Annotated in this window: 14 protein-coding genes and 2 pseudogenes; 11 read left to right on the forward strand and 5 right to left on the reverse strand. The window is 60.1% G+C overall.

Annotated features, from left to right (window positions below; all coding sequences use genetic code 11):
• The first annotated feature begins 39 nt into the window (after positions 1 to 39).
• The 9 genes and pseudogenes from P406_RS07945 to P406_RS30190 all read left to right on the forward strand — a co-directional run bounded on the left by P406_RS07945 (position 40) and on the right by P406_RS30190 (position 9,988).
• Entirely contained in the window at positions 40 to 768 is a 729-nt protein-coding gene (locus tag P406_RS07945; RefSeq protein ID WP_046235890.1) for a DUF4198 domain-containing protein, read from the forward strand.
• A gap of 278 nt (positions 769 to 1,046) precedes the next feature.
• On the forward strand, positions 1,047 to 1,913 hold the full coding sequence (gene purU, locus P406_RS07950) for a formyltetrahydrofolate deformylase (RefSeq protein WP_046235891.1): 867 nt from the start codon (positions 1,047 to 1,049) through the stop codon (positions 1,911 to 1,913).
• Positions 1,910 to 2,812, forward strand: coding sequence for a bifunctional methylenetetrahydrofolate dehydrogenase/methenyltetrahydrofolate cyclohydrolase FolD (gene folD, locus P406_RS07955; protein ID WP_046235892.1), 903 nt, complete (start codon positions 1,910 to 1,912; stop codon positions 2,810 to 2,812). The genes purU and folD overlap by 4 nt, the downstream gene beginning before the upstream one ends.
• A complete protein-coding gene (locus tag P406_RS07960; protein WP_003423862.1) occupies positions 2,794 to 4,035 on the forward strand; it encodes an FAD-dependent oxidoreductase in 1,242 nt (413 codons plus the stop codon). The genes folD and P406_RS07960 overlap by 19 nt, the downstream gene beginning before the upstream one ends.
• Before the next feature lie 13 nt (positions 4,036 to 4,048).
• Complete coding sequence (locus tag P406_RS07965; RefSeq protein WP_046235893.1) at positions 4,049 to 4,354, forward strand: sarcosine oxidase subunit delta; 306 nt, start codon at positions 4,049 to 4,051, stop codon at positions 4,352 to 4,354.
• Positions 4,351 to 7,257 (forward strand): 2Fe-2S iron-sulfur cluster-binding protein, encoded by a 2,907-nt coding sequence (locus P406_RS07970; protein ID WP_046235894.1) that lies wholly within the window; start codon positions 4,351 to 4,353, stop codon positions 7,255 to 7,257. The genes P406_RS07965 and P406_RS07970 overlap by 4 nt, the downstream gene beginning before the upstream one ends.
• A 3-nt stretch (positions 7,258 to 7,260) precedes the next feature.
• Positions 7,261 to 7,833 carry a sarcosine oxidase subunit gamma gene (locus P406_RS07975; RefSeq protein ID WP_046235895.1) on the forward strand — a complete coding sequence of 191 codons (573 nt, stop codon included), beginning with the start codon at positions 7,261 to 7,263 and terminating at the stop codon, positions 7,831 to 7,833.
• A 370-nt stretch (positions 7,834 to 8,203) separates the two neighbouring features.
• Positions 8,204 to 9,130, forward strand: a pseudogene (locus P406_RS30185) (HAMP domain-containing protein); the annotation flags it as partial.
• 129 nt (positions 9,131 to 9,259) lie between these two features.
• Complete coding sequence (locus P406_RS30190; protein ID WP_370737596.1) at positions 9,260 to 9,988, forward strand: methyl-accepting chemotaxis protein; 729 nt, start codon at positions 9,260 to 9,262, stop codon at positions 9,986 to 9,988.
• Between the two features lie 104 nt (positions 9,989 to 10,092).
• Here the strand turns inward: P406_RS30190 and P406_RS07985 are convergent, their stop codons facing one another.
• Positions 10,093 to 10,983 (reverse strand): LysR family transcriptional regulator, encoded by an 891-nt coding sequence (locus tag P406_RS07985; protein ID WP_052739324.1) that lies wholly within the window; start codon positions 10,981 to 10,983, stop codon positions 10,093 to 10,095.
• Between the two features lie 108 nt (positions 10,984 to 11,091).
• Between P406_RS07985 and P406_RS07990 the strand changes: the two genes are divergently transcribed.
• Together P406_RS07990 and P406_RS07995 are read left to right on the forward strand one after the other, a co-directional pair.
• Entirely contained in the window at positions 11,092 to 11,967 is an 876-nt protein-coding gene (locus P406_RS07990; protein WP_046235898.1) for an MBL fold metallo-hydrolase, read from the forward strand.
• Between the two features lie 122 nt (positions 11,968 to 12,089).
• The gene (locus tag P406_RS07995) at positions 12,090 to 12,488 is read left to right on the forward strand and encodes a hypothetical protein (RefSeq protein ID WP_003423844.1); all 399 of its coding nucleotides are present in this window, start codon (positions 12,090 to 12,092) and stop codon (positions 12,486 to 12,488) included.
• A gap of 87 nt (positions 12,489 to 12,575) precedes the next feature.
• Here P406_RS07995 and P406_RS29935 read toward each other — a convergent pair whose 3' ends face one another.
• The 4 genes and pseudogenes from P406_RS29935 to P406_RS08005 all read right to left on the reverse strand — a co-directional run.
• Positions 12,576 to 12,701 (reverse strand): hypothetical protein, encoded by a 126-nt coding sequence (locus tag P406_RS29935; RefSeq protein ID WP_003315538.1) that lies wholly within the window; start codon positions 12,699 to 12,701, stop codon positions 12,576 to 12,578.
• A gap of 55 nt (positions 12,702 to 12,756) precedes the next feature.
• The gene (locus P406_RS08000) at positions 12,757 to 14,244 is read right to left on the reverse strand and encodes a chemotaxis protein CheW (RefSeq protein ID WP_046235899.1); all 1,488 of its coding nucleotides are present in this window, start codon (positions 14,242 to 14,244) and stop codon (positions 12,757 to 12,759) included.
• A complete protein-coding gene (locus tag P406_RS30195) occupies positions 14,241 to 14,867 on the reverse strand; it encodes a methyl-accepting chemotaxis protein (RefSeq protein WP_370737597.1) in 627 nt (208 codons plus the stop codon). The genes P406_RS08000 and P406_RS30195 overlap by 4 nt, the downstream gene beginning before the upstream one ends.
• Before the next feature lie 48 nt (positions 14,868 to 14,915).
• Positions 14,916 to 16,373 (reverse strand): annotated as a pseudogene (locus P406_RS08005) (PAS domain S-box protein); the annotation flags it as partial.
• Positions 16,374 to 17,138: the final 765 nt, after the last annotated feature.

The following is a 17,138-nucleotide window of genomic DNA, read 5'->3' on the forward strand; positions in this document are numbered from 1 at the left end:
CGATTCAATACACCCCGCTCCCAACAACAAGGACGCATCATGCTTTCAAACAAACCTTTTCTGGCCCTGGGCCTGCTCGGCGCTTTGTTCGCCAGTCACGTCGATGCGCACGGTCTGTGGACCGAACAGCGTCGCGGCAATATCGAAGTGGTCTACGGTCATGGCGCCGAAGACAGCGCCTTCAAGGCGCAGAAGGTCAGCGGCGCGTGGGCCTACGACCTGCAGGGCAAAATGATCCCGGTGACGGTACAGCGCCTTGACGACCACGCGCGTCTGGTGCCGCTCAAGCCGCCTGCGGTCATGAGCGTTGCGCTGGATAACGGCATGTGGACGCGCGACGCCGAAAAGAAATGGATCAATGAGGGACGCAGCAAAGTGCCCAATGGCACCGACTCCATCCACACCTTCAAATACAGCGTGGCCATTTACGCCGAAGGCGCGCACCTGCCAGCGTTCAACAAGTTGAATTTCGTGATCGTGCCGCAGACCGACCCTTTGAAGGTCGGCGCGGGCAAACCACTGCCGGTGCGCGTACTGGTCGACGGCAAACCCGCCGCCGGCATCAAGCTGATCGGCGATTACCGCAGTGCACCGGACGTCGTCAGCGCTGAAACCGATGCACAAGGTCTGGCCAGCGTCATCGTGCGTAATGAGGGGCTGAATATCATCGCGGCCGAGGTCACGCTGCCGGTCAAGGACAACGCCGACATCGCCGAACGCGGCTTGTTTACCTCGCTGACGTTTGTCGGTGAGGCGCATCACGAGTAGCCCCCCCCTTCCTGCTTCCGGAAAACGCCTGCCGCAGGCGTTTTCTGTCTATAAGTGCGTGAACCTGAGCTGCCCTCCTCCAAACCTCTCCACCCGAAATATTCCCTTTAGTAAACAAAGTTTCCATAAACCTCTGGACGCTGGATTTCCTTTCGCCTATAAAACAGCCTTCAAGAATATTAAATTCCTGTAGAGAATTTTATTCGTCGACGAAAAACCTCTGCATCTGACCTTTTTCGCCCTGCGCCGAACTGCCGCCACCCTTCAGAGGACACGCCATGCAACACGAGAAGAACCATTTCATCCTGAAGATCAGTTGCCCGGCGACCTCCGGCATTGTCGCGGCGGTGACTTCCTACCTGGCTGGCAACAGCTGCTACATCGGTGAAATGGCCCAGTTCGACGATGAGTACAGCGGCACTTTTTTCATGCGCGCAGTGTTTCGTTTCAACGATGGTCATGAGGGCGATATCCAGCAGTTGAAAGCCGGCTTCGACGCTGTGGCCAACGACTTTGCCATGCAATGGGAGCTGCATGACACGCGCCGGCCGATGCGTGTGCTGCTGATGGTCAGCAAGTTCGATCACTGCCTGACCGACCTGCTGTACCGCTACCACAAGGGCGAAATGGACATGACCATCACCGCCATCGTCTCCAATCACCTGGATTTGCGACCGATGGCCGAACGTGAGGGTATTCGCTTCATCTACCTGCCCGTGACCAGGGAAAACAAGGCCGCGCAGGAAGCCGCGCTGATGAAGGTGGTCGATGAAACCGGGACCGAGCTGGTGGTGCTGGCGCGCTACATGCAGATTCTCTCCGACGACCTGTGCCAGCAACTGGCGGGTCGGGCGATCAATATCCATCACTCGTTTCTGCCGGGTTTCAAGGGCGCCAAGCCCTACCATCAGGCTTACGAGCGCGGCGTGAAGCTGATCGGCGCCACCGCGCACTACGTCACCAGCGACCTGGATGAAGGTCCGATCATCGAGCAGGAAGTGCAGCGCGTCGATCACGTCTACCTGCCTGCCGACCTGGTCGCGGCGGGACGCAATAACGAAACCATCGCGCTGTCGCGGGCAGTCAAGTACCACCTGGAGCACCGCGTGTTTCTCAACACGGATCGAACGGTGGTGTTTCGATGAGCGCACACATCATCGACGGCAAGGCCGCCTCCGCTCGCGTTCTGCAACAGGTCAAACACGATGTGAACACCTTGAAGGCCGAAGGCATCGAGCCGGCGCTGGCGGTCATTCTGGTCGGTAACGACGCGGCCAGTGAAGTCTACGTACGCAACAAGATCCTGCGCGCCGAGGAAGCCGGCATTCGCTCGCTGGAACACCGCCTGCCGGCCGACAGCAGCCAGGCCCGCTTACTGGCGCTGATTGCCGAGCTGAACGCCGACAACTCGGTAAACGGCATTCTCCTGCAACTGCCCTTGCCCGCTCATATAGAAGAAAATCGCGTCCTGCAGGCTATCGATCCGGGCAAGGACGTAGACGGCTTTCACAGTGAAAACGTCGGTGGGCTTAGCCAGGGGCGCAACATACTGACGCCCTGCACGCCCAGCGGCTGCCTGCACTTGCTCGAAGAAACCTGCGGCGATCTGAGCGGCAAGCATGCGGTGGTGATCGGTCGCTCCAACATCGTCGGCAAACCCATGGCCGCCCTGCTGCTGCAAGCGCATTGCTCGGTGACGGTGGTGCATTCGCGCAGTCACGACGCCAGGGCCTTGTGTCAGTTGGCCGACATCGTCGTGGCGGCGGTGGGCCGCCCACGCCTGATCGATGCCAGCTGGCTCAAGCGTGGCGCGGTGGTGGTCGACGTCGGCATCAACCGCATCGAGGACCATGGCCGCAGCCGCCTGGTGGGCGATGTGGATTTCGACAGCGCCACCGAAGTCGCTGCTGCCATAACCCCGGTTCCCGGCGGAGTCGGCCCGATGACCATCGCTTTCCTGATGAAAAACACCGTGACTGCTGCCCGGCAGCAGGCCCACGCGCAACGCAGCCAATCGGAGGCCGTATGCCTTTCAACCTGTTGAAATACGGGCTCAGCTCGGAGTACCCGGTCGAGGTAGATCTGCCTGCGCCCAAGGAACTGAAGTCCTCCTACGACGTGGTGATCATCGGCGGCGGCGGGCATGGCCTGGCCACCGCCTACTACTTGTCGAAATACCACGGCATCACCAATATTGCCGTGCTGGAAAAAGGTTACCTGGGCGGCGGCAATACAGCGCGCAACACGGCGGTGATCCGCTCCAATTACCTGACCAGCGAAGGCGTAAAGTTCTATGCCGAGTCGGTGAAGATGTTTCAGGGCCTGTCCAACGAGTTCGACTTCAACATCATGTACTCCGAGCGCGGCCAACTGACCCTTGCGCATACCGACGCCACGGTCCGGTCGTTCCGCCAGCGCGCCGAGGTCAACAAGCATTTCGGCGGCCGCACCGAGATGATCGACCGCCAGCAGATCCGTGAACTGGTGCCGAGCCTCAATCTGGACCCCGGCCATCTGCCGGTACTCGCCGGCCTGTGGCACATCGACGGCGGCACCGCCCGGCATGACGCGGTTGCCTGGGGCTACGCCAAGCAGGCGGCCAAGCGCGGAGTGGAAATTCATCAACTGACCGAAGTGCAGGAACTGGTGATCGAGAACGGCACCATTAAGGCAGTGAAGACCAATCGCGGCACCATCCAGTGCGGTTGCGCCGTGCAGGCGGTGGCAGGTATGAGTTCGCAGATGATGAAGAAGGCCGGGATTCGCTCGCCGATCCAGACCTTCCCGCTGCAAGCGATGGTCACTCAACCCTTCAAACCCTTTCTTGACCCGCTGGTGAGTTCGTCCGCCCTGCACTGCTATGTGCAGCAGACCAGCCGTGGCGAAGTGGTGTTTGGCGGTGGCTCTGATCCCTACCCGTTGTTCAACAGCCGCTCGACGCTGGACCTCAAGGAAAGCCTGCTGGCCCACGCCATCGAGATGTTTCCGTTTCTGGCCAACGCCAAACTGATGCGCCAATGGGCCGGGATCACCGACATGACCCCGGACTACAGCCCGATCATGGGCCTCTCCCCGGTCAGGAATTACTACCTGGATGCAGGCTGGGGCACCTGGGGCTTCAAGGCCACGCCGATCTGCGGCAAGACCATGGCAGAACTGGTGGCCAGCGGCGGCAAGGTGCCCGAGTTGATCAGGCCGTTCGCGCTCGAACGCTTCTCGACCTTTCAGCAAGTCAACGAAATGGGCGCAACAGCGGCCAGCCACTGACGGAGAGCGACACATGAAAATCATGACCTGCCCGCTCAACGGGCCGCGCAACATCAGCGAGTTCACCTACGGCGGGGAATTCAAACACATGCCCGACCCGCAAACCTGCAACGACAGCGAGTGGGCCGATTACGTGTTCAACAGTGAGGACACACTGGGCGTGGTGCGCGAGTGGTGGATGCACAATCCCTCCAGCTACTGGTTCCTGGCCGAGCGCCACACCGGCAGCGACGAGATCATCCGCACCTTCGATCCACGCGAACTATTTACCGCACGTATCGACTTCGCCCCTCTCGCCTCCAAGGAGATCGCAGGATGACCACCCCCGCCCGCCTGCCCGCGCCCATGGGCCTGCTGATCGATCGCAACCAGCCGCTCACGTTCAGCTTCGATGGCAAAACCTATCAGGGCCTGCAGGGCGACAGTATTGCCAGTGCTTTGCTGGCCAACGGTCGCTTCCTGCTTTCACGGTCGTTCAAGTACCACCGCCCGCGCGGTCCGCTGACCATGGCCGGACAGGACGCCAACAGCCTGATCCAGTTGCCTCACGAGCCCAACGTAATGGCCGACACCGTTGCGCTGCAGGAAGGCTTGCAGGCCACTGGCCAGAACTTCAACGGCTCACTGGACAACGACCGGGACGCGTACCTGGGCAAGTTCTCGAAGTTCATGCCGGTGGGTTTCTACTATCGCTCGTTCTACAAGCCCAAGGGCATGTGGAAAGTCTGGGAGCCGATCATTCGCAAGAAGGCCGGCCTTGGCGTGCTGGACCTGACCTTCCAGCCCGAGTACTACGACAAGGCCTACCTGTTCACGGATCTGGCGGTGATCGGCGCGGGACCTGCCGGCTTGCAGGCAGCACTGAGTGCTGCCAATGCCGGCGCCAAGGTATTGCTGATCGAACAGCAGCCGATCCTCGGCGGTTCGCTGGCGTATGCCCGCTTTGATGTCGAAGGCCTGCGTGCCGAACAGCTGCGGCGTGAACTGGTCGCTGCGGTAGAAGCACATGACAATATCCAGGTGCTCAAGCACGCGACCTGCAATGCCTGGTTCACCGACAACTACCTGCCGGTGATTCAGGGCAAGCGTTTGTACAAGGTGCGTGCCACACACTGCCTGGTGTGCAGCGGCTCGTTCGATCAGCCGGTGATTTTCCGTAACAACGACCTCCCCGGCGTCATGCTGACCAGCGCCGTACAGCGGCTGATCAAGTTGTACGCCGTCAAGCCTGGCAAACGCGCGGTGGTGCTGACCGGCAACGATGACGGTTACCTCGCCGCACTGGATTTGCACGATCAGGGCGTCGACGTGGTCGCGGTTGCCGATATGCGCAGCGGCCCGTCGGACCGGACGCTGCGGCTTGCTCTGGAGAAGCGCGGCATCGTCTGCCACGTGAACACAACGGTCTATGAAGCGCTGCATGAGAAAGGCATGCGCCATGTCAGCGGCGCCGAGCTGCGCAAGATCACCGGCCAGGGTCAGGTGGCGAACAGCGGTTCGCGTGTCGACTGCGACCTGCTGTGCATGTCCGGCGGCTACATGCCGGTCTACCAGTTGTTGTGTCAGGCCGGCGGCAAGCTGGCCTATGACGATCAGCAGGCCGAATTCGCCATCAGCAGCCTGCCGCAGAACCTGGGCATCGCGGGCTCGGTCAACGGTTACCACGCGCTGGACAACGTGCTGGCCGATGCGGCCCATGCCGCCGCCAGCGTGGTCTCGGCACTGGGCCTGACCTCGGCTGAAAGCCCTGCCCCGCTGCGCAGTGAAGCGCAGGTCAACTTCGCCTGGCCGATCTTCCCGCACCCTGACGGCAAGGACTTTGTCGACTTCGACGAAGACCTTCAGGTACGCGATATCGTCAATGCCACGCGCATCGGCTACCGCGACATCCAGTTGGTAAAACGCTATTCCACGGTAGGCATGGGCCCGTCGCAAGGTCGCCACTCGGCACTGCCGACCGCACGACTGGTGGCTGCCTCGACCCAGCGCAGCATCAGTGAAACCGGCGTGACCACGGCCCGGCCGCCCTTCGAGGCCGAGAAACTGGCACACGTTGCAGGCCGTGCTTTCGATCCGTATCGGCAGACGTCCATGCACCAGCGTCATGTGCAGGCAGGCGCGAAAATGATGCCGGCCGGGATCTGGCAGCGTCCCGCGTTCTACGGCAACCCCTCGCAACGCGATGCCTGCATGCAGCAGGAAGCGCTGCACGTGCGCAACAAGGTCGGCATCATCGACGTGTCGACACTCGGCGGCCTGGACGTACGCGGCCCCGACGCCGCCGAACTGCTCAACCGCCTGTACACCTTCGCCTTTCTCAAACAGCCGGTCGGGCGTTCGCGTTATGCGCTGATGACCAACGAGCAAGGCGTGGTCATCGACGACGGCGTTTGCGCGCGCTTTGCCGAACAGCATTTCTACGTCACCGCCACCACCAGCGGCGTGGATCGCATTTATCAGCAGATGCTCAAGTGGAATGCCCAGTGGCGTCTGAACGTGGACATCACCAACGTCACGGCGGCCATCGCTGCGGTCAACGTGGCGGGTCCGGATTCGCGCAAGGTGCTGGAGCAGGTCTGTACCGACCTTGATCTGTCTGCCGCAGGTTTCCCTTATCTTGGCGTGCGCCTGGGCACGGTTGCCGGCATCAAGGCGAGGCTGTTGCGGGTCGGCTTCGTCGGCGAACTGGGCTACGAGATCCACGTCCCCGCTCGTCACGCGCTCAGGCTCTGGGATGCACTTGTCGAGGCTGGCAAGGCCTTCGACATGCGTCCGTTCGGCGTGGAGACGCAACGCCTGTTACGTCTGGAAAAAGGCCACGTCATCATCAGTCAGGACACCGATGGCATGACCCATCCGGCCGAAATCGACATGGGTTGGGCTGTCAGCCGCAGCAAGCCTTTCTTCGTCGGCCGCCGCTCGGTGGACATCCTCGAGGCCCAGCCGCAGAAGCGCAAACTGGTTGGCTTCACCCTGCCCAAGGCCAGCCCGCTGCCGCTTGAGGGGCATCTGGTGCTCAAAGGCCCGGACATCAGTGGCAACGTGACGTCCTGCGAGTACTCCTCGACCCTGGGCATGATCATCGGCATGGCCTATGCCGCATTCGACCAGAGCACACCCGGCCAGCAGATTCCGATCCGCGTCGAAGATGGCGTGGTGGTTCAGGCAACCGTTGTGAAACTGCCGTTCTTCGACCCTGAAAACCAGCGCCAGGAGCTCTGACCCATGACCAGCCTTAGCCAGAACAGCCCTGTCGGCGCCAGCCCGCGCGCCTTGTGCACGCTGCAAGACCTTACCGATCGGCCACGCGTAGGATTTCGCGGCACGCAAAGCGCTGACTACCTCACGGCACGCGGTTTCAGCCTGCCCGAGGCACCGAACCGCGCCGTCACACAGGCAGACGGCAGCCATGTCGCGCGCCTTTCACAGACCGAATACCTGCTGCTGGGCAGCCCGCTTGATGACGGGCAGCGCATCGCCGATGAAGAAGCTCGCTGGGAGCTGGACCACAGCGCCAACTACCTGCTGCCTCGCGAAGACAGCCATGCCTGGCTGCAACTGAGTGGCGTGTGCATCGCCGAGGTGATGGCCAAACTGTGTGGCGTGGATCTGCGTCCCGAAGCGTTTGCGCCAGGTTCGGTGGCGCAGACTTCGGCAGCGCGCATCAATGTGATCGTCATCAACCTCGGCGCGCAGGCCGAACCCTGTTTCCAGATCCTCTTCGATCGGGCCTCATTGGCTTACTTCAAGGACGCAATGCTGGATGCCATGACCGAGTTTGGGGGACGCCTCTCATGAACAACGGGTTATTGCTCCGGTGAATAAAGGCCGTTTCGTGCTCATGAACGACAACAAGTGTCTGTTACCGCCAAGCCGCCTAAAGAATGCTGGCAAAAAGTCGTTGACCTCTTGGTAGACCATAAGAGCGACCCTCAGCTCATCGCCCCGGGTCGCAGACTGCATCCATGCAGCGCCCAACACTTGCGGCAGTAACGGACATCCCGGAGCTCAAATGAATATCAAACAGAAATTGACGTGGGCGTTCGCAGTCATTGCGTGCTTGCCCATATTAGTCGTCGCCGCCATCGTGGTGGTGAACCTGCGCGACAAGGCGACCAGTGATTTCGTGGACGGCAGCGCACGCGAGATTCGCCAGGTCGACAATGCCATGCAACTGTTTTTCGACGGCATTACGCAGAACGTCAATTACATCGCAGCGCACCCATTGATCGCCGGGGCGAGCGACGATTTCCGCAGCTACATGGGTGCAACGCCTACCGCGCAGTCAGAGAATGACAGGCAGGCGACCGAGCTGTTCGCCAATATCGCCAAGGCCCACCCGGCCTACTCCTACGTCTCTTATGGCCTGATCAACGGCAGCTACATCATGACGCCGGAAGACCCGAAAATGAGTAACTACGACCCGCGTGTGCGGCCGTGGTACAAGACGGCGATGGCCAATGCCGGCAAGACTGTGCGCAGCGACGCCTATTACTGGGCCAACGACGACGCGGTACTGGTCAGCACCATCCGGGCGATTCCCAACAAACTGGGCAACCCTGGCGGCGTGGTCAATATTGACGTATCGCTCAAGCAACTGACCAACATCGTCAAGCAGATCAAACTGGGCGAAAGCGGCTATCTGATGCTGATGGAAAAGAACGGCACCGTGCTGGTCGATCCCAAACAGCCCGAGCATAACTTCAAGAAACTGGGCGAACTGGGCGACGGCTTCAGCGATCTGGCGAAAACCGCCAGTGGGCTGGTCGAGGTGACACTTAACGGCGAACGCTACATGGCCAATGTGTACCCGTCCGAGCAACTGGGCTGGAACTTCATCGGCCTGATCAAGCAGGACGAAGTGATGGCCTCGGCCACACGCCTGACCTGGTTGATCGGTATCATCGCGGTGGTGCTGGCGATGGTCTTTGCAATTGTCGGTGCCAGTTTCGCCCGCGTTATCGTGCGTCCGATCCACAGTGTTTCCAGTGGTCTGGAAGGCATCGCGGGCGGTGAAGGCGACCTGACCCAGAACCTAGCCGTGCGCGGCAAGGATGAAACCGCGCAGCTGGCGGGCTGGTTCAACAAGTTCCTGACCGCGATCCGCAGCCTGATCCAGCACATCGGCCAGGCGGCCGGGAAGATTCTCGAAGCCTCACACAGTTCGACACGTGTCTCCAACGACATGGCTGAAGCCGCTGGCCGGCAGCGCGAAGCAGTGGACATGGTCTCCACGGCGTTTCATGAAATGGTCGCCACCTCCAATGAAGTCGCGCGCTCCTGCAGCCAGGCCGCCGACTCGGCCGACAACGGTCAGCAACAGGCGCGTGAAGGTCAGCGGCAGATCGATGAGGCGGTGCGCAGCGTCGACCAGCTCAGCGAGGAGCTGACCCGCTCGGCCAAGGACATGACGCAACTGGAAAAGGACAGCGCAGGCATTCAGTCGATCCTCAACACCATCCGCTCGATTGCCGAGCAGACCAACCTGCTGGCGCTCAACGCCGCCATCGAGGCAGCACGTGCAGGCGAACAGGGTCGCGGCTTTGCCGTGGTAGCCGACGAAGTCCGCGCACTGGCCAAACGCACCTCGGACTCGACCGCCGAAATCGACAACCTGCTGGGCAACCTGGCCAAACGCACTGCCTCGGTGGCGCAACAGATGCATGCCAGCCTCGACGTGTCGCAGCAATCGGTGACCAAGATCGGACAGGCACGCAGCAGCTTCGAGCAGATCCGCGAGTCAGTGGATGTGATTCGCGACATGAACACCCAGATCGCAACCGCCGCCGAGGAACAGCATCAGGTGGCCGAAGACATCAACCGGCACATCAGCCAGATCCATGGTGATGCGCAGTTGATCGCCGAACTCTCGGACTCGGCCCGCGCGGATTCCAGAAGCCTGGAGATGCTGTCCAGCGAACTGGACGGCCTGGTGCGCAAGTTCAAGACCTGATAATGCACACACGGAGCGTGGGAACGATGGGCGTCTGTGCGCCCCCTATCGTGCCCATGCTCCGCGTGTTCTGGACGCGCTGCGTCCTGTCCGCAGCAGGTGATCTAATCTCCACCCCTCTCAAACCATTCGGTCAGAAAATCCAGAAAAGTACGCAGCGTTGCTGACTGATGGTGCCTTGAGGTGTAGATCGCGTGTATCCCCAAAGCCCGTGGCTGGTACTCCGGCATCAGGGCGATCAGCTTGCCGCTCGCCATCAGCGGCGCCGCCGAATGCACAGGCTGCAGACTGATACCGGCGCCCGCCACTGCGGCCTCCAGCAGCACCACTGAATCGTTGGCACTCAGGTTGCCGCCGACCGGCACACTGAGCGGCAGTTGCTGGCGGGTGAACTCCCAAAGGCTTTTGCCGAAGTACGAATAGGTCAGGCAGTTGTGGGCAGGCAGTTCCTGCGGCCTGGACGGCGTGCCGTGCACGGCGAGATAGGCTGGAGAAGCACACACCACCGAAGCGCACTGCCCCAGCGGACGGGCAATGACATTGGGGTCCAGCTGATTGGTGATGCGGATCGCCAGATCGATTCGCTCGCTGACCAGATCCACGGCCTCGTTGCCGATAAGCAGGTCTGCCGAGGTGCCGGGATAACGGCGCAGGTAAGCCGTCACCGCGGGTGCCAGAACGGCCAGGGCCAGTGACTGCGAACAGGCGATGCGCAGCATGCCGCGTGGCTCCTCGATTTGCGTATCGGCCGCCAGCGGCACCGCGTCGGCCAGCTCAATCAACTGCTGGCAACGCAACAAGGTCACTTGTCCGGGGGCGGTCAAGCCGAGCTTGCGCGTGGTCCGGTGTAGTAATCGCGCTCCGGCCCAGCTTTCCATCTGCGCCAGATAACGCGTGACCATTGCCCGAGACATGTCCAGCGCCTCGGCGGCGGCTATGAGGCTGCCCCTGTCGTTGATAGCGATGAATACCCGTGCCGCTATGATCCGATCCACGATTCGTCCGATATAAGCAATCAATAGTTGCCAATACTGAGGCTTTTGTTTCATCTAAGGCAACATAAGATAACGACCTCAGTCCTGCCCGAACGAAGGTCGTACCCCATGTTGCGTAAATCCCTGCTTGCCCTGTCCTTCGCTGCTCTGTTCCCTCTCGCAGCCCAGGCCGCCGCCCCCCTGGCAATCGAAGTGTATAACCCGGCTGAAAAAGCCGTCTTCCCGGTGTCATCCGAACTGATCACCGGCAAGCATGACGCGGTGCTTATCGATGCGCAGTTCCAGCGCAACGACGCCGAGGCCCTGGTGCAAAAGATCAAGGCCAGCGGCAAGCAACTTACCACCGTCTATATCAGCCACAGCGACCCGGATTACTACTTCGGTCTGGACGTCATCAAAGCCGCGTTCCCCGAGGCGAAGATCGTCGCCAGCGCACCTACCGTGAAGGCGATCAAGGCGTCGATGCAGGGCAAACTCGCCTACTGGGGCCCGATTCTCAAGGACAATGCGCCAGCCAGCCTGGTTGTGCCGGAAGTGCTCAAGGGCGACCACCTGACGCTTGAAGGCCAACCGTTGCAGATCAAAGGCCTTAACGGCCCGGCGCCCGAGCGCAGCTACGTATGGATTCCCTCCCTCAAGGCAGTGGTCGGCGGTGTCGTGGTCTCCAGCGGTATTCATGTCTGGGTCGCTGACACGCAAAGCACGAAATCGCGTCATGACTGGCTCGCGACACTCAAAGGCATCGAGGCGCTGAAACCGGCCACCGTGATTCCGGGTCATTACCTGGGCGAGGTCCCGTCAGGCACCCAGGCTGTGACGTTTACCGCCGACTACCTGAAGTCCTTCGAAGAGCAGGCCGCCAAGGCCAAGGATTCCGCCGCCCTGATCGACGCCATGCACAAAGCATGGCCGCAACTGGCCGAACCGGCTTCGCTGGAGATGAGCGCAAAAGTCATCAAGGGCGAGATGAAGTGGCCAAATTGATCCGGCACCTGTAAGGCCCCGGCGGAGCGCTGCGAATATCAGCAGGGGCCAGGCTTTTACCTGCGCGGCGCACATGCACTCAGCTATGGTCAGACGCCCATATCAGTCGCTATGCTGCGCCCATGAACGCCCCTCTGAAAATCCGTAACCCCTGCCCGCCCGGCGCTTGCGACTGCAAGCGCGAGCTGCTGGACGCGGAAGATGCAGACCTGCGGATTCTGCTGCTGTCCCGCGACGCAGAAAAAACCCTGCTGGATCGCCTGGAGCGTATCGACAGTCTGGAAGATCTGGAGCACATGCAGCGCAAGATTTTCCAGCAACTGGGCGTGCGTGTCGACGTCGCGCCGGGCTTCAATGAAGTGCGCACCATGCGCGGCATCAGCATTGTCGTCGAGGAAAAGGTCGGGCTGTGTCGCAAGACGCGTCAATCGATACCTGCCGCCATCCGTCGCGCCCTGGAAGCACGTCCACAGATCGCCTATCAGTTGCTCAACGCCAACGACCTGCTGCGCGACGCGTGAGTCGAGACAAAGCCCAGGCAGGCTTTCAGAAACGACAACGCCCGGCCTGAACAGACCGGGCGTCACGTGAACACTACCGCAAGCTGATCAACAAACCCCAGGCGGGATGCCGTCCTTGTTGAAGTCTTTCAGGCGTTCCTTTTCTTCGGGCGTCGAGTGCGCGGGCACATCGCTTTGCGGTTCCGGTTTTTTCTCGTCTTTCTTGTCAGTCATGGTCGTTGACTCCGCTGGTGGACACTCAAATAAGGCCACGCGCGGAGCATTCGGTTCAGACTGATTGCACAGTGCGGCGCTGATCGACGTTGCATTCCAGTTGCCTGGCCAGCCCCTGCAGATCGAGCAGGGTCGCGCGCCAGCTGCGCTCCTGACTGCCGACACTGACCAGCGAACGGACCCGGTCATTGACCGAAATGCCCTTGCCGGCACTGGCTTGCCAGCCCTGTTCCAGCATGGCCGGATCGAACTGATTGAACGCGTCGATTGCATCGACGCGGTTCACTGCAAAACCGAAGCACAGCCGCTCGCCACGCACGATCAATACACGCGACGCTTCGCCCTGGACCTGTGCGCCTTCGCCCAGCAGGCTGCTCAGGCAGATCAGCGGTACCTGCTCGCCGCGCAAATTGAACTGCCCCAGCAAATGCGTTTCCGGCTGCGACAGGCCGATCAGTTGCTGCGGCATGCTCATGATTTCCACGATCTGGCTCAACGGTGCCACGAAGCGGGTCGGCGCATCGAACAGCAGGCAGGCGTGGCGCAGCATGGCCTTGGTCACATCGTGCGACGCCTGGGCAGGTTTGACGTCGTGCTGATAAACCTGGGTGTAGCTTTTGACTTCCGGGCGCTGCAGCAGCATCGGATGATCAAGCAACAAGGCCTGCTGCCCATCCTCCAGGTTCATCACTCCGGCCAGCAGCTCTGGATGCGGCAGGCCGTAACCCGGCGCCGCCAACAGGCTGTCCGGATCCTGACGCTGAATGGCAACCATGCGGTCGTAGCCAAACCCGCACACCCGCCCGTCCGGCGCAGTCAACAGCAGCAACTGCGGCTTGGACGTCTGACGCTGATGATCCAGGCCAAGCACTTCGGACAGATTGAGCGCCGGGACCTTTGTGCCACGCACCGAGGTGACGCCGAAGCAGCAGTCACTGGCAAAATCCGACGCCGTGATCTCGGGATCGTCCACCAACTCGGTCACAACGCTGGCATCGATACAGAAGTTGCGGCCATCGCACTCGAACACCAGGTAATGCAGCAAGCGACTCTTGGCGGCCAGCGCCTCATCCTTGAGCACTTGCGCGTTGGGGTCGGCAGCGAACAGTACGCCTTGCAACCCACTCATGAAGGCAAGATCGAGCTTGTAGATCATCCGTGACTTTTCAGCGCCGAGCAGCAGAGAGGGCAGCAGCCCGACAGCGCTGCCCGCGGGCCCCAGCGGGCTGAACTGAGAATCGCGGGCCTTGAGAATGTCGCACACCGCGTCAATCGCCAGCCCGAGGTAGCCACCGCCGTACTTGAGAATCGCGACCAGTGGCGTCGGCGAAGACATATCGCCACCCTCCGCCAGTTGAGCCCGCAGGTCGACCAATGGCACCGGTTTGCCGCGCAGGGTAAACACCCCACGCAACGCCCCCCGGGTCAATGGATGGGGATGCAGATCAGCGGGCCAGTGCACGGCCTCCATCAATGCATCGGCAACCACCGCCAGATACACACCATTGATCTGCACGACGCCATAGGCATTCAGGCTGCTCATGCAGGTTGTCCGATGGATACCTTGTTCAGAGTTTCGGTGTAGCCGGTCAGGTTGGCTTTATGCAGCTCGACGATCAGGGTCTCGACTTCCTGCGCCGACAGGCGTTGCTTCTCTGTCGCCGTGTTGATCCCGTCGATCGCCTGAGTGGTCTGCATCACGCCTTCCACGATGTGTTCGAAGGCTTCGCCGGCACTGCGCGAAATCTCGTTGCCCGACTCGATCCGGCTGACCGTTTCCAGAATCAGCTTGTTGATTTCCTTGGTCGCACGCGAGGACTTCTCGGCCAGCTTGCGCACCTCGTCGGCGACTACCGAAAAGCCCAGGCCATGTTCACCGGCCCTGGCCGCTTCGATGGCCGCGTTGAAGGCCAGCATGTTGGTCTGGCTGGCGATCTCGCTGATCACCTGAATGATGTCCTGAATGCCCTCGGCGGACTTGGCAATCATGCCCATTGCGTCGGACGCCTTGACCAGCGTCTGCGAACCGGAACTGGCCTGCTCACGCGTCATTCTGGCCAGATCGGTGGCCGTCTCGGTACTTTGCGCCACATAGGAAATGGCGTTCATCAGTGCTTTCACCGAATCACCCATGGCGCGGGTCTTGGCCTCTATCGCCTGTTCCATCTCGACCTGACGGGTAATGTCAGTGGCGAATTTCACCACTTTGAACGGCAAGCCGTCGTGGTCGAAAATCGGGCTGTACGTCGCCTGAATCCAGATTTTCTGCCCGTATTTGCTGACACGCATGAAGCGCCCGGAATAGAACTCGCCCTGCCCCAGCCCGTGCCAGAATTCACGGTACTCGGTGCCGCGCACGTATTCTTCCTCACAGAAGATACGGTGATGCTTGCCTTTGATTTCCAGCAGGCCATAACCCAGCGCTTTGAGGAAGTTGGCGTTGGCGGTGATGATGTTGCCGGCCATGTCGAATTCGATGACGGCCTGGGCGCGGTCGATGGCATTCACCTTGCCCTGGTCCTCGACGCTGGTTTCCTTGGCCACAGTCACGTCGAGCGCGAACTTGACGATCTTGTAGGGTTTGCCCTGCGCATCGAAAATCGGGTTGTAGGTGGCCTGAATCCAGATCTCCTTACCGTCCTTGCGCTTGCGCTTGTATTCGTTGGCGTCGTACTCGCCGCGCCCCAGCTTCTCCCAGAGCTCACGATACTGCAGGCTGCTGACGAATTCCTCGGAGCAGAACATGCGGTGGTGCTCGCCGACGATTTCATCGAGCTCGTAGCCAAATACCGCCAGAAAATTGCGGTTGGCGTGCAGCACCTTGCCCGTCAGATCGAATTCGATCACCGCCTGAGAACGTTCGATGGCTGTCACCTTGCCCGCGGACTCAGCCTGACGAATGCGGCTCTCGGTCACATCGTTGGCGAACTTCACGACCTTGTAAGGACGACCATCCGGGTCGAAGATCGGGTTGTAAGTGGCGCTGATCCACAGCTCGCGACCGTTTTTGCCGATGCGCTTGTATTCGCCGGAGTCATACTCGCCACGTTCGAGCTTGGCCCAGAAGGCCCGATAGGCCGGACTGTTCAGGTAGTCGTCTTCGCAGAACATGCGATGGTGCTGACCCTGAATCTCGTCCAGACGATAGCCCAGGACCTTGAGAAAGTTTTCGTTGGCGTTGAGCACGCGACCGTTCAGGTCGAATTCGATAATGCCCTGCGAACGATCAATGGCCGCAACCTTGCCTTCGTACTCGGCATTGGACTTGCGTTGCGCAGTCACGTCCGTGGCGAACTTCACGACCTTGAACGGATTGCCCTGCTCGTCGAACACCGGGTTATAAGTAGCCTGCAACCAGATCTCGCGCCCGTTCTTGCCCAGGCGCTTGTACTGACCTTCGTCGAAAGCGCCCTTGCCCAGTTTTTCCCAAAACGTTGCATATTCGACGCTGGACGCATGTTCCGGCGTGCAGAACATACGGTGATGCCGACCCTGGACCTCATCCAGCCGATAACCGACGCAATCCAGAAAATTGGTGTTGGCCCGCAGGATATTGCCTTCAAGATCGAACTCGATCATCGCCTGGGAACGCTCAATGGCCGTCATCAGCGAGTGAAGATCAAGTTCCAGCCCGGCCTTGTCCCTGGGGGTGCTTTCAATTGTGGTCGACATGTGGAAATACTCTACGAGTAAGCATCTATGGAAGTATTGTTATGAAGCGCCGGTTTCCGCGAGCCCTGTCAGACATAGCGATGTGTGGACTATGGAGGCTGCCGATCAAGCCGGTTAATCGTCTTTCTCAATGCCGTCCATAGCGCAAACTGCAGTTCATCAGCGCCGGATGGAATGACCGACTCCACTTGGCAGGTAGCTGTAGCATTAACATCGGCATCAAACGGAACAGCTTTAGGGCAGCTATTTCGCTATCACATGGACAGACTGCCGTTCGTCAGCGAAGAGCGCTTCGAACACCACGCCTTTATCGACGTCGAACACCTCTTGTTCATCAGGCATAAAACCAGATGACAAGAATGACAGCGCCAGTCCAGCCCAGGGTCAGCAAGAAGGAAAGTCCAGCAAGACGCGGATCCATAGAACTCCTGTTCTAGAAGGCTTGGGTAGGCTGAGGGCTGCATACGTAGGCCTGTATCGGCCGGATCACCGACATATCAATTATTTTCGTCACTTTGAAACACTGTAGACGTGCAGGTTTTGCCCTGGATCAATGTTTGTTCGTTGCGACCCGGTCAGGTACTTGAGTAAGGCGTCGGCCAGATATTTCACGAACAGATAATCAGGCCCGGGACATGGCGTGCGAAGGGAAATCCTTAAAATTCAAATAACGCATAATTTCTAAATTAATAATTATTTAATTTAATAATAAACCTATAACAAAAAAGAATTTCACGGCAGTTTTTTATAGGAATACCGTAATCC

The organism is Pseudomonas syringae pv. coryli str. NCPPB 4273 (assembly GCF_000972175.1).
Taxonomy (GTDB): domain Bacteria; phylum Pseudomonadota; class Gammaproteobacteria; order Pseudomonadales; family Pseudomonadaceae; genus Aquipseudomonas; species Aquipseudomonas syringae.

What these genes read in the sequence shown, in the direction of transcription:
- purU (WP_046235891.1), top strand. Translation starts at nt 1,047, where the DNA reads ATGCAACACGAGAAGAACCATTTCATCCTGAAGATCAGTTGCCCGGCG.
- P406_RS07965 (WP_046235893.1), top strand. Translation starts at nt 4,049, where the DNA reads ATGAAAATCATGACCTGCCCGCTCAACGGGCCGCGCAACATCAGCGAG.
- P406_RS07990 (WP_046235898.1), top strand. Translation starts at nt 11,092, where the DNA reads ATGTTGCGTAAATCCCTGCTTGCCCTGTCCTTCGCTGCTCTGTTCCCT.
- P406_RS07970 (WP_046235894.1), top strand. Translation starts at nt 4,351, where the DNA reads ATGACCACCCCCGCCCGCCTGCCCGCGCCCATGGGCCTGCTGATCGAT.
- P406_RS30190 (WP_370737596.1), top strand. Translation starts at nt 9,260, where the DNA reads ATGGTCTCCACGGCGTTTCATGAAATGGTCGCCACCTCCAATGAAGTC.
- P406_RS07960 (WP_003423862.1), top strand. Translation starts at nt 2,794, where the DNA reads ATGCCTTTCAACCTGTTGAAATACGGGCTCAGCTCGGAGTACCCGGTC.
- P406_RS07975 (WP_046235895.1), top strand. Translation starts at nt 7,261, where the DNA reads ATGACCAGCCTTAGCCAGAACAGCCCTGTCGGCGCCAGCCCGCGCGCC.
- P406_RS07995 (WP_003423844.1), top strand. Translation starts at nt 12,090, where the DNA reads ATGAACGCCCCTCTGAAAATCCGTAACCCCTGCCCGCCCGGCGCTTGC.
- P406_RS30195 (WP_370737597.1), bottom strand. Translation starts at nt 14,867, where the DNA reads ATGGAACAGGCGATAGAGGCCAAGACCCGCGCCATGGGTGATTCGGTG.
- folD (WP_046235892.1), top strand. Translation starts at nt 1,910, where the DNA reads ATGAGCGCACACATCATCGACGGCAAGGCCGCCTCCGCTCGCGTTCTG.
- P406_RS08000 (WP_046235899.1), bottom strand. Translation starts at nt 14,244, where the DNA reads ATGAGCAGCCTGAATGCCTATGGCGTCGTGCAGATCAATGGTGTGTAT.
- P406_RS29935 (WP_003315538.1), bottom strand. Translation starts at nt 12,701, where the DNA reads ATGACTGACAAGAAAGACGAGAAAAAACCGGAACCGCAAAGCGATGTG.
- P406_RS07945 (WP_046235890.1), top strand. Translation starts at nt 40, where the DNA reads ATGCTTTCAAACAAACCTTTTCTGGCCCTGGGCCTGCTCGGCGCTTTG.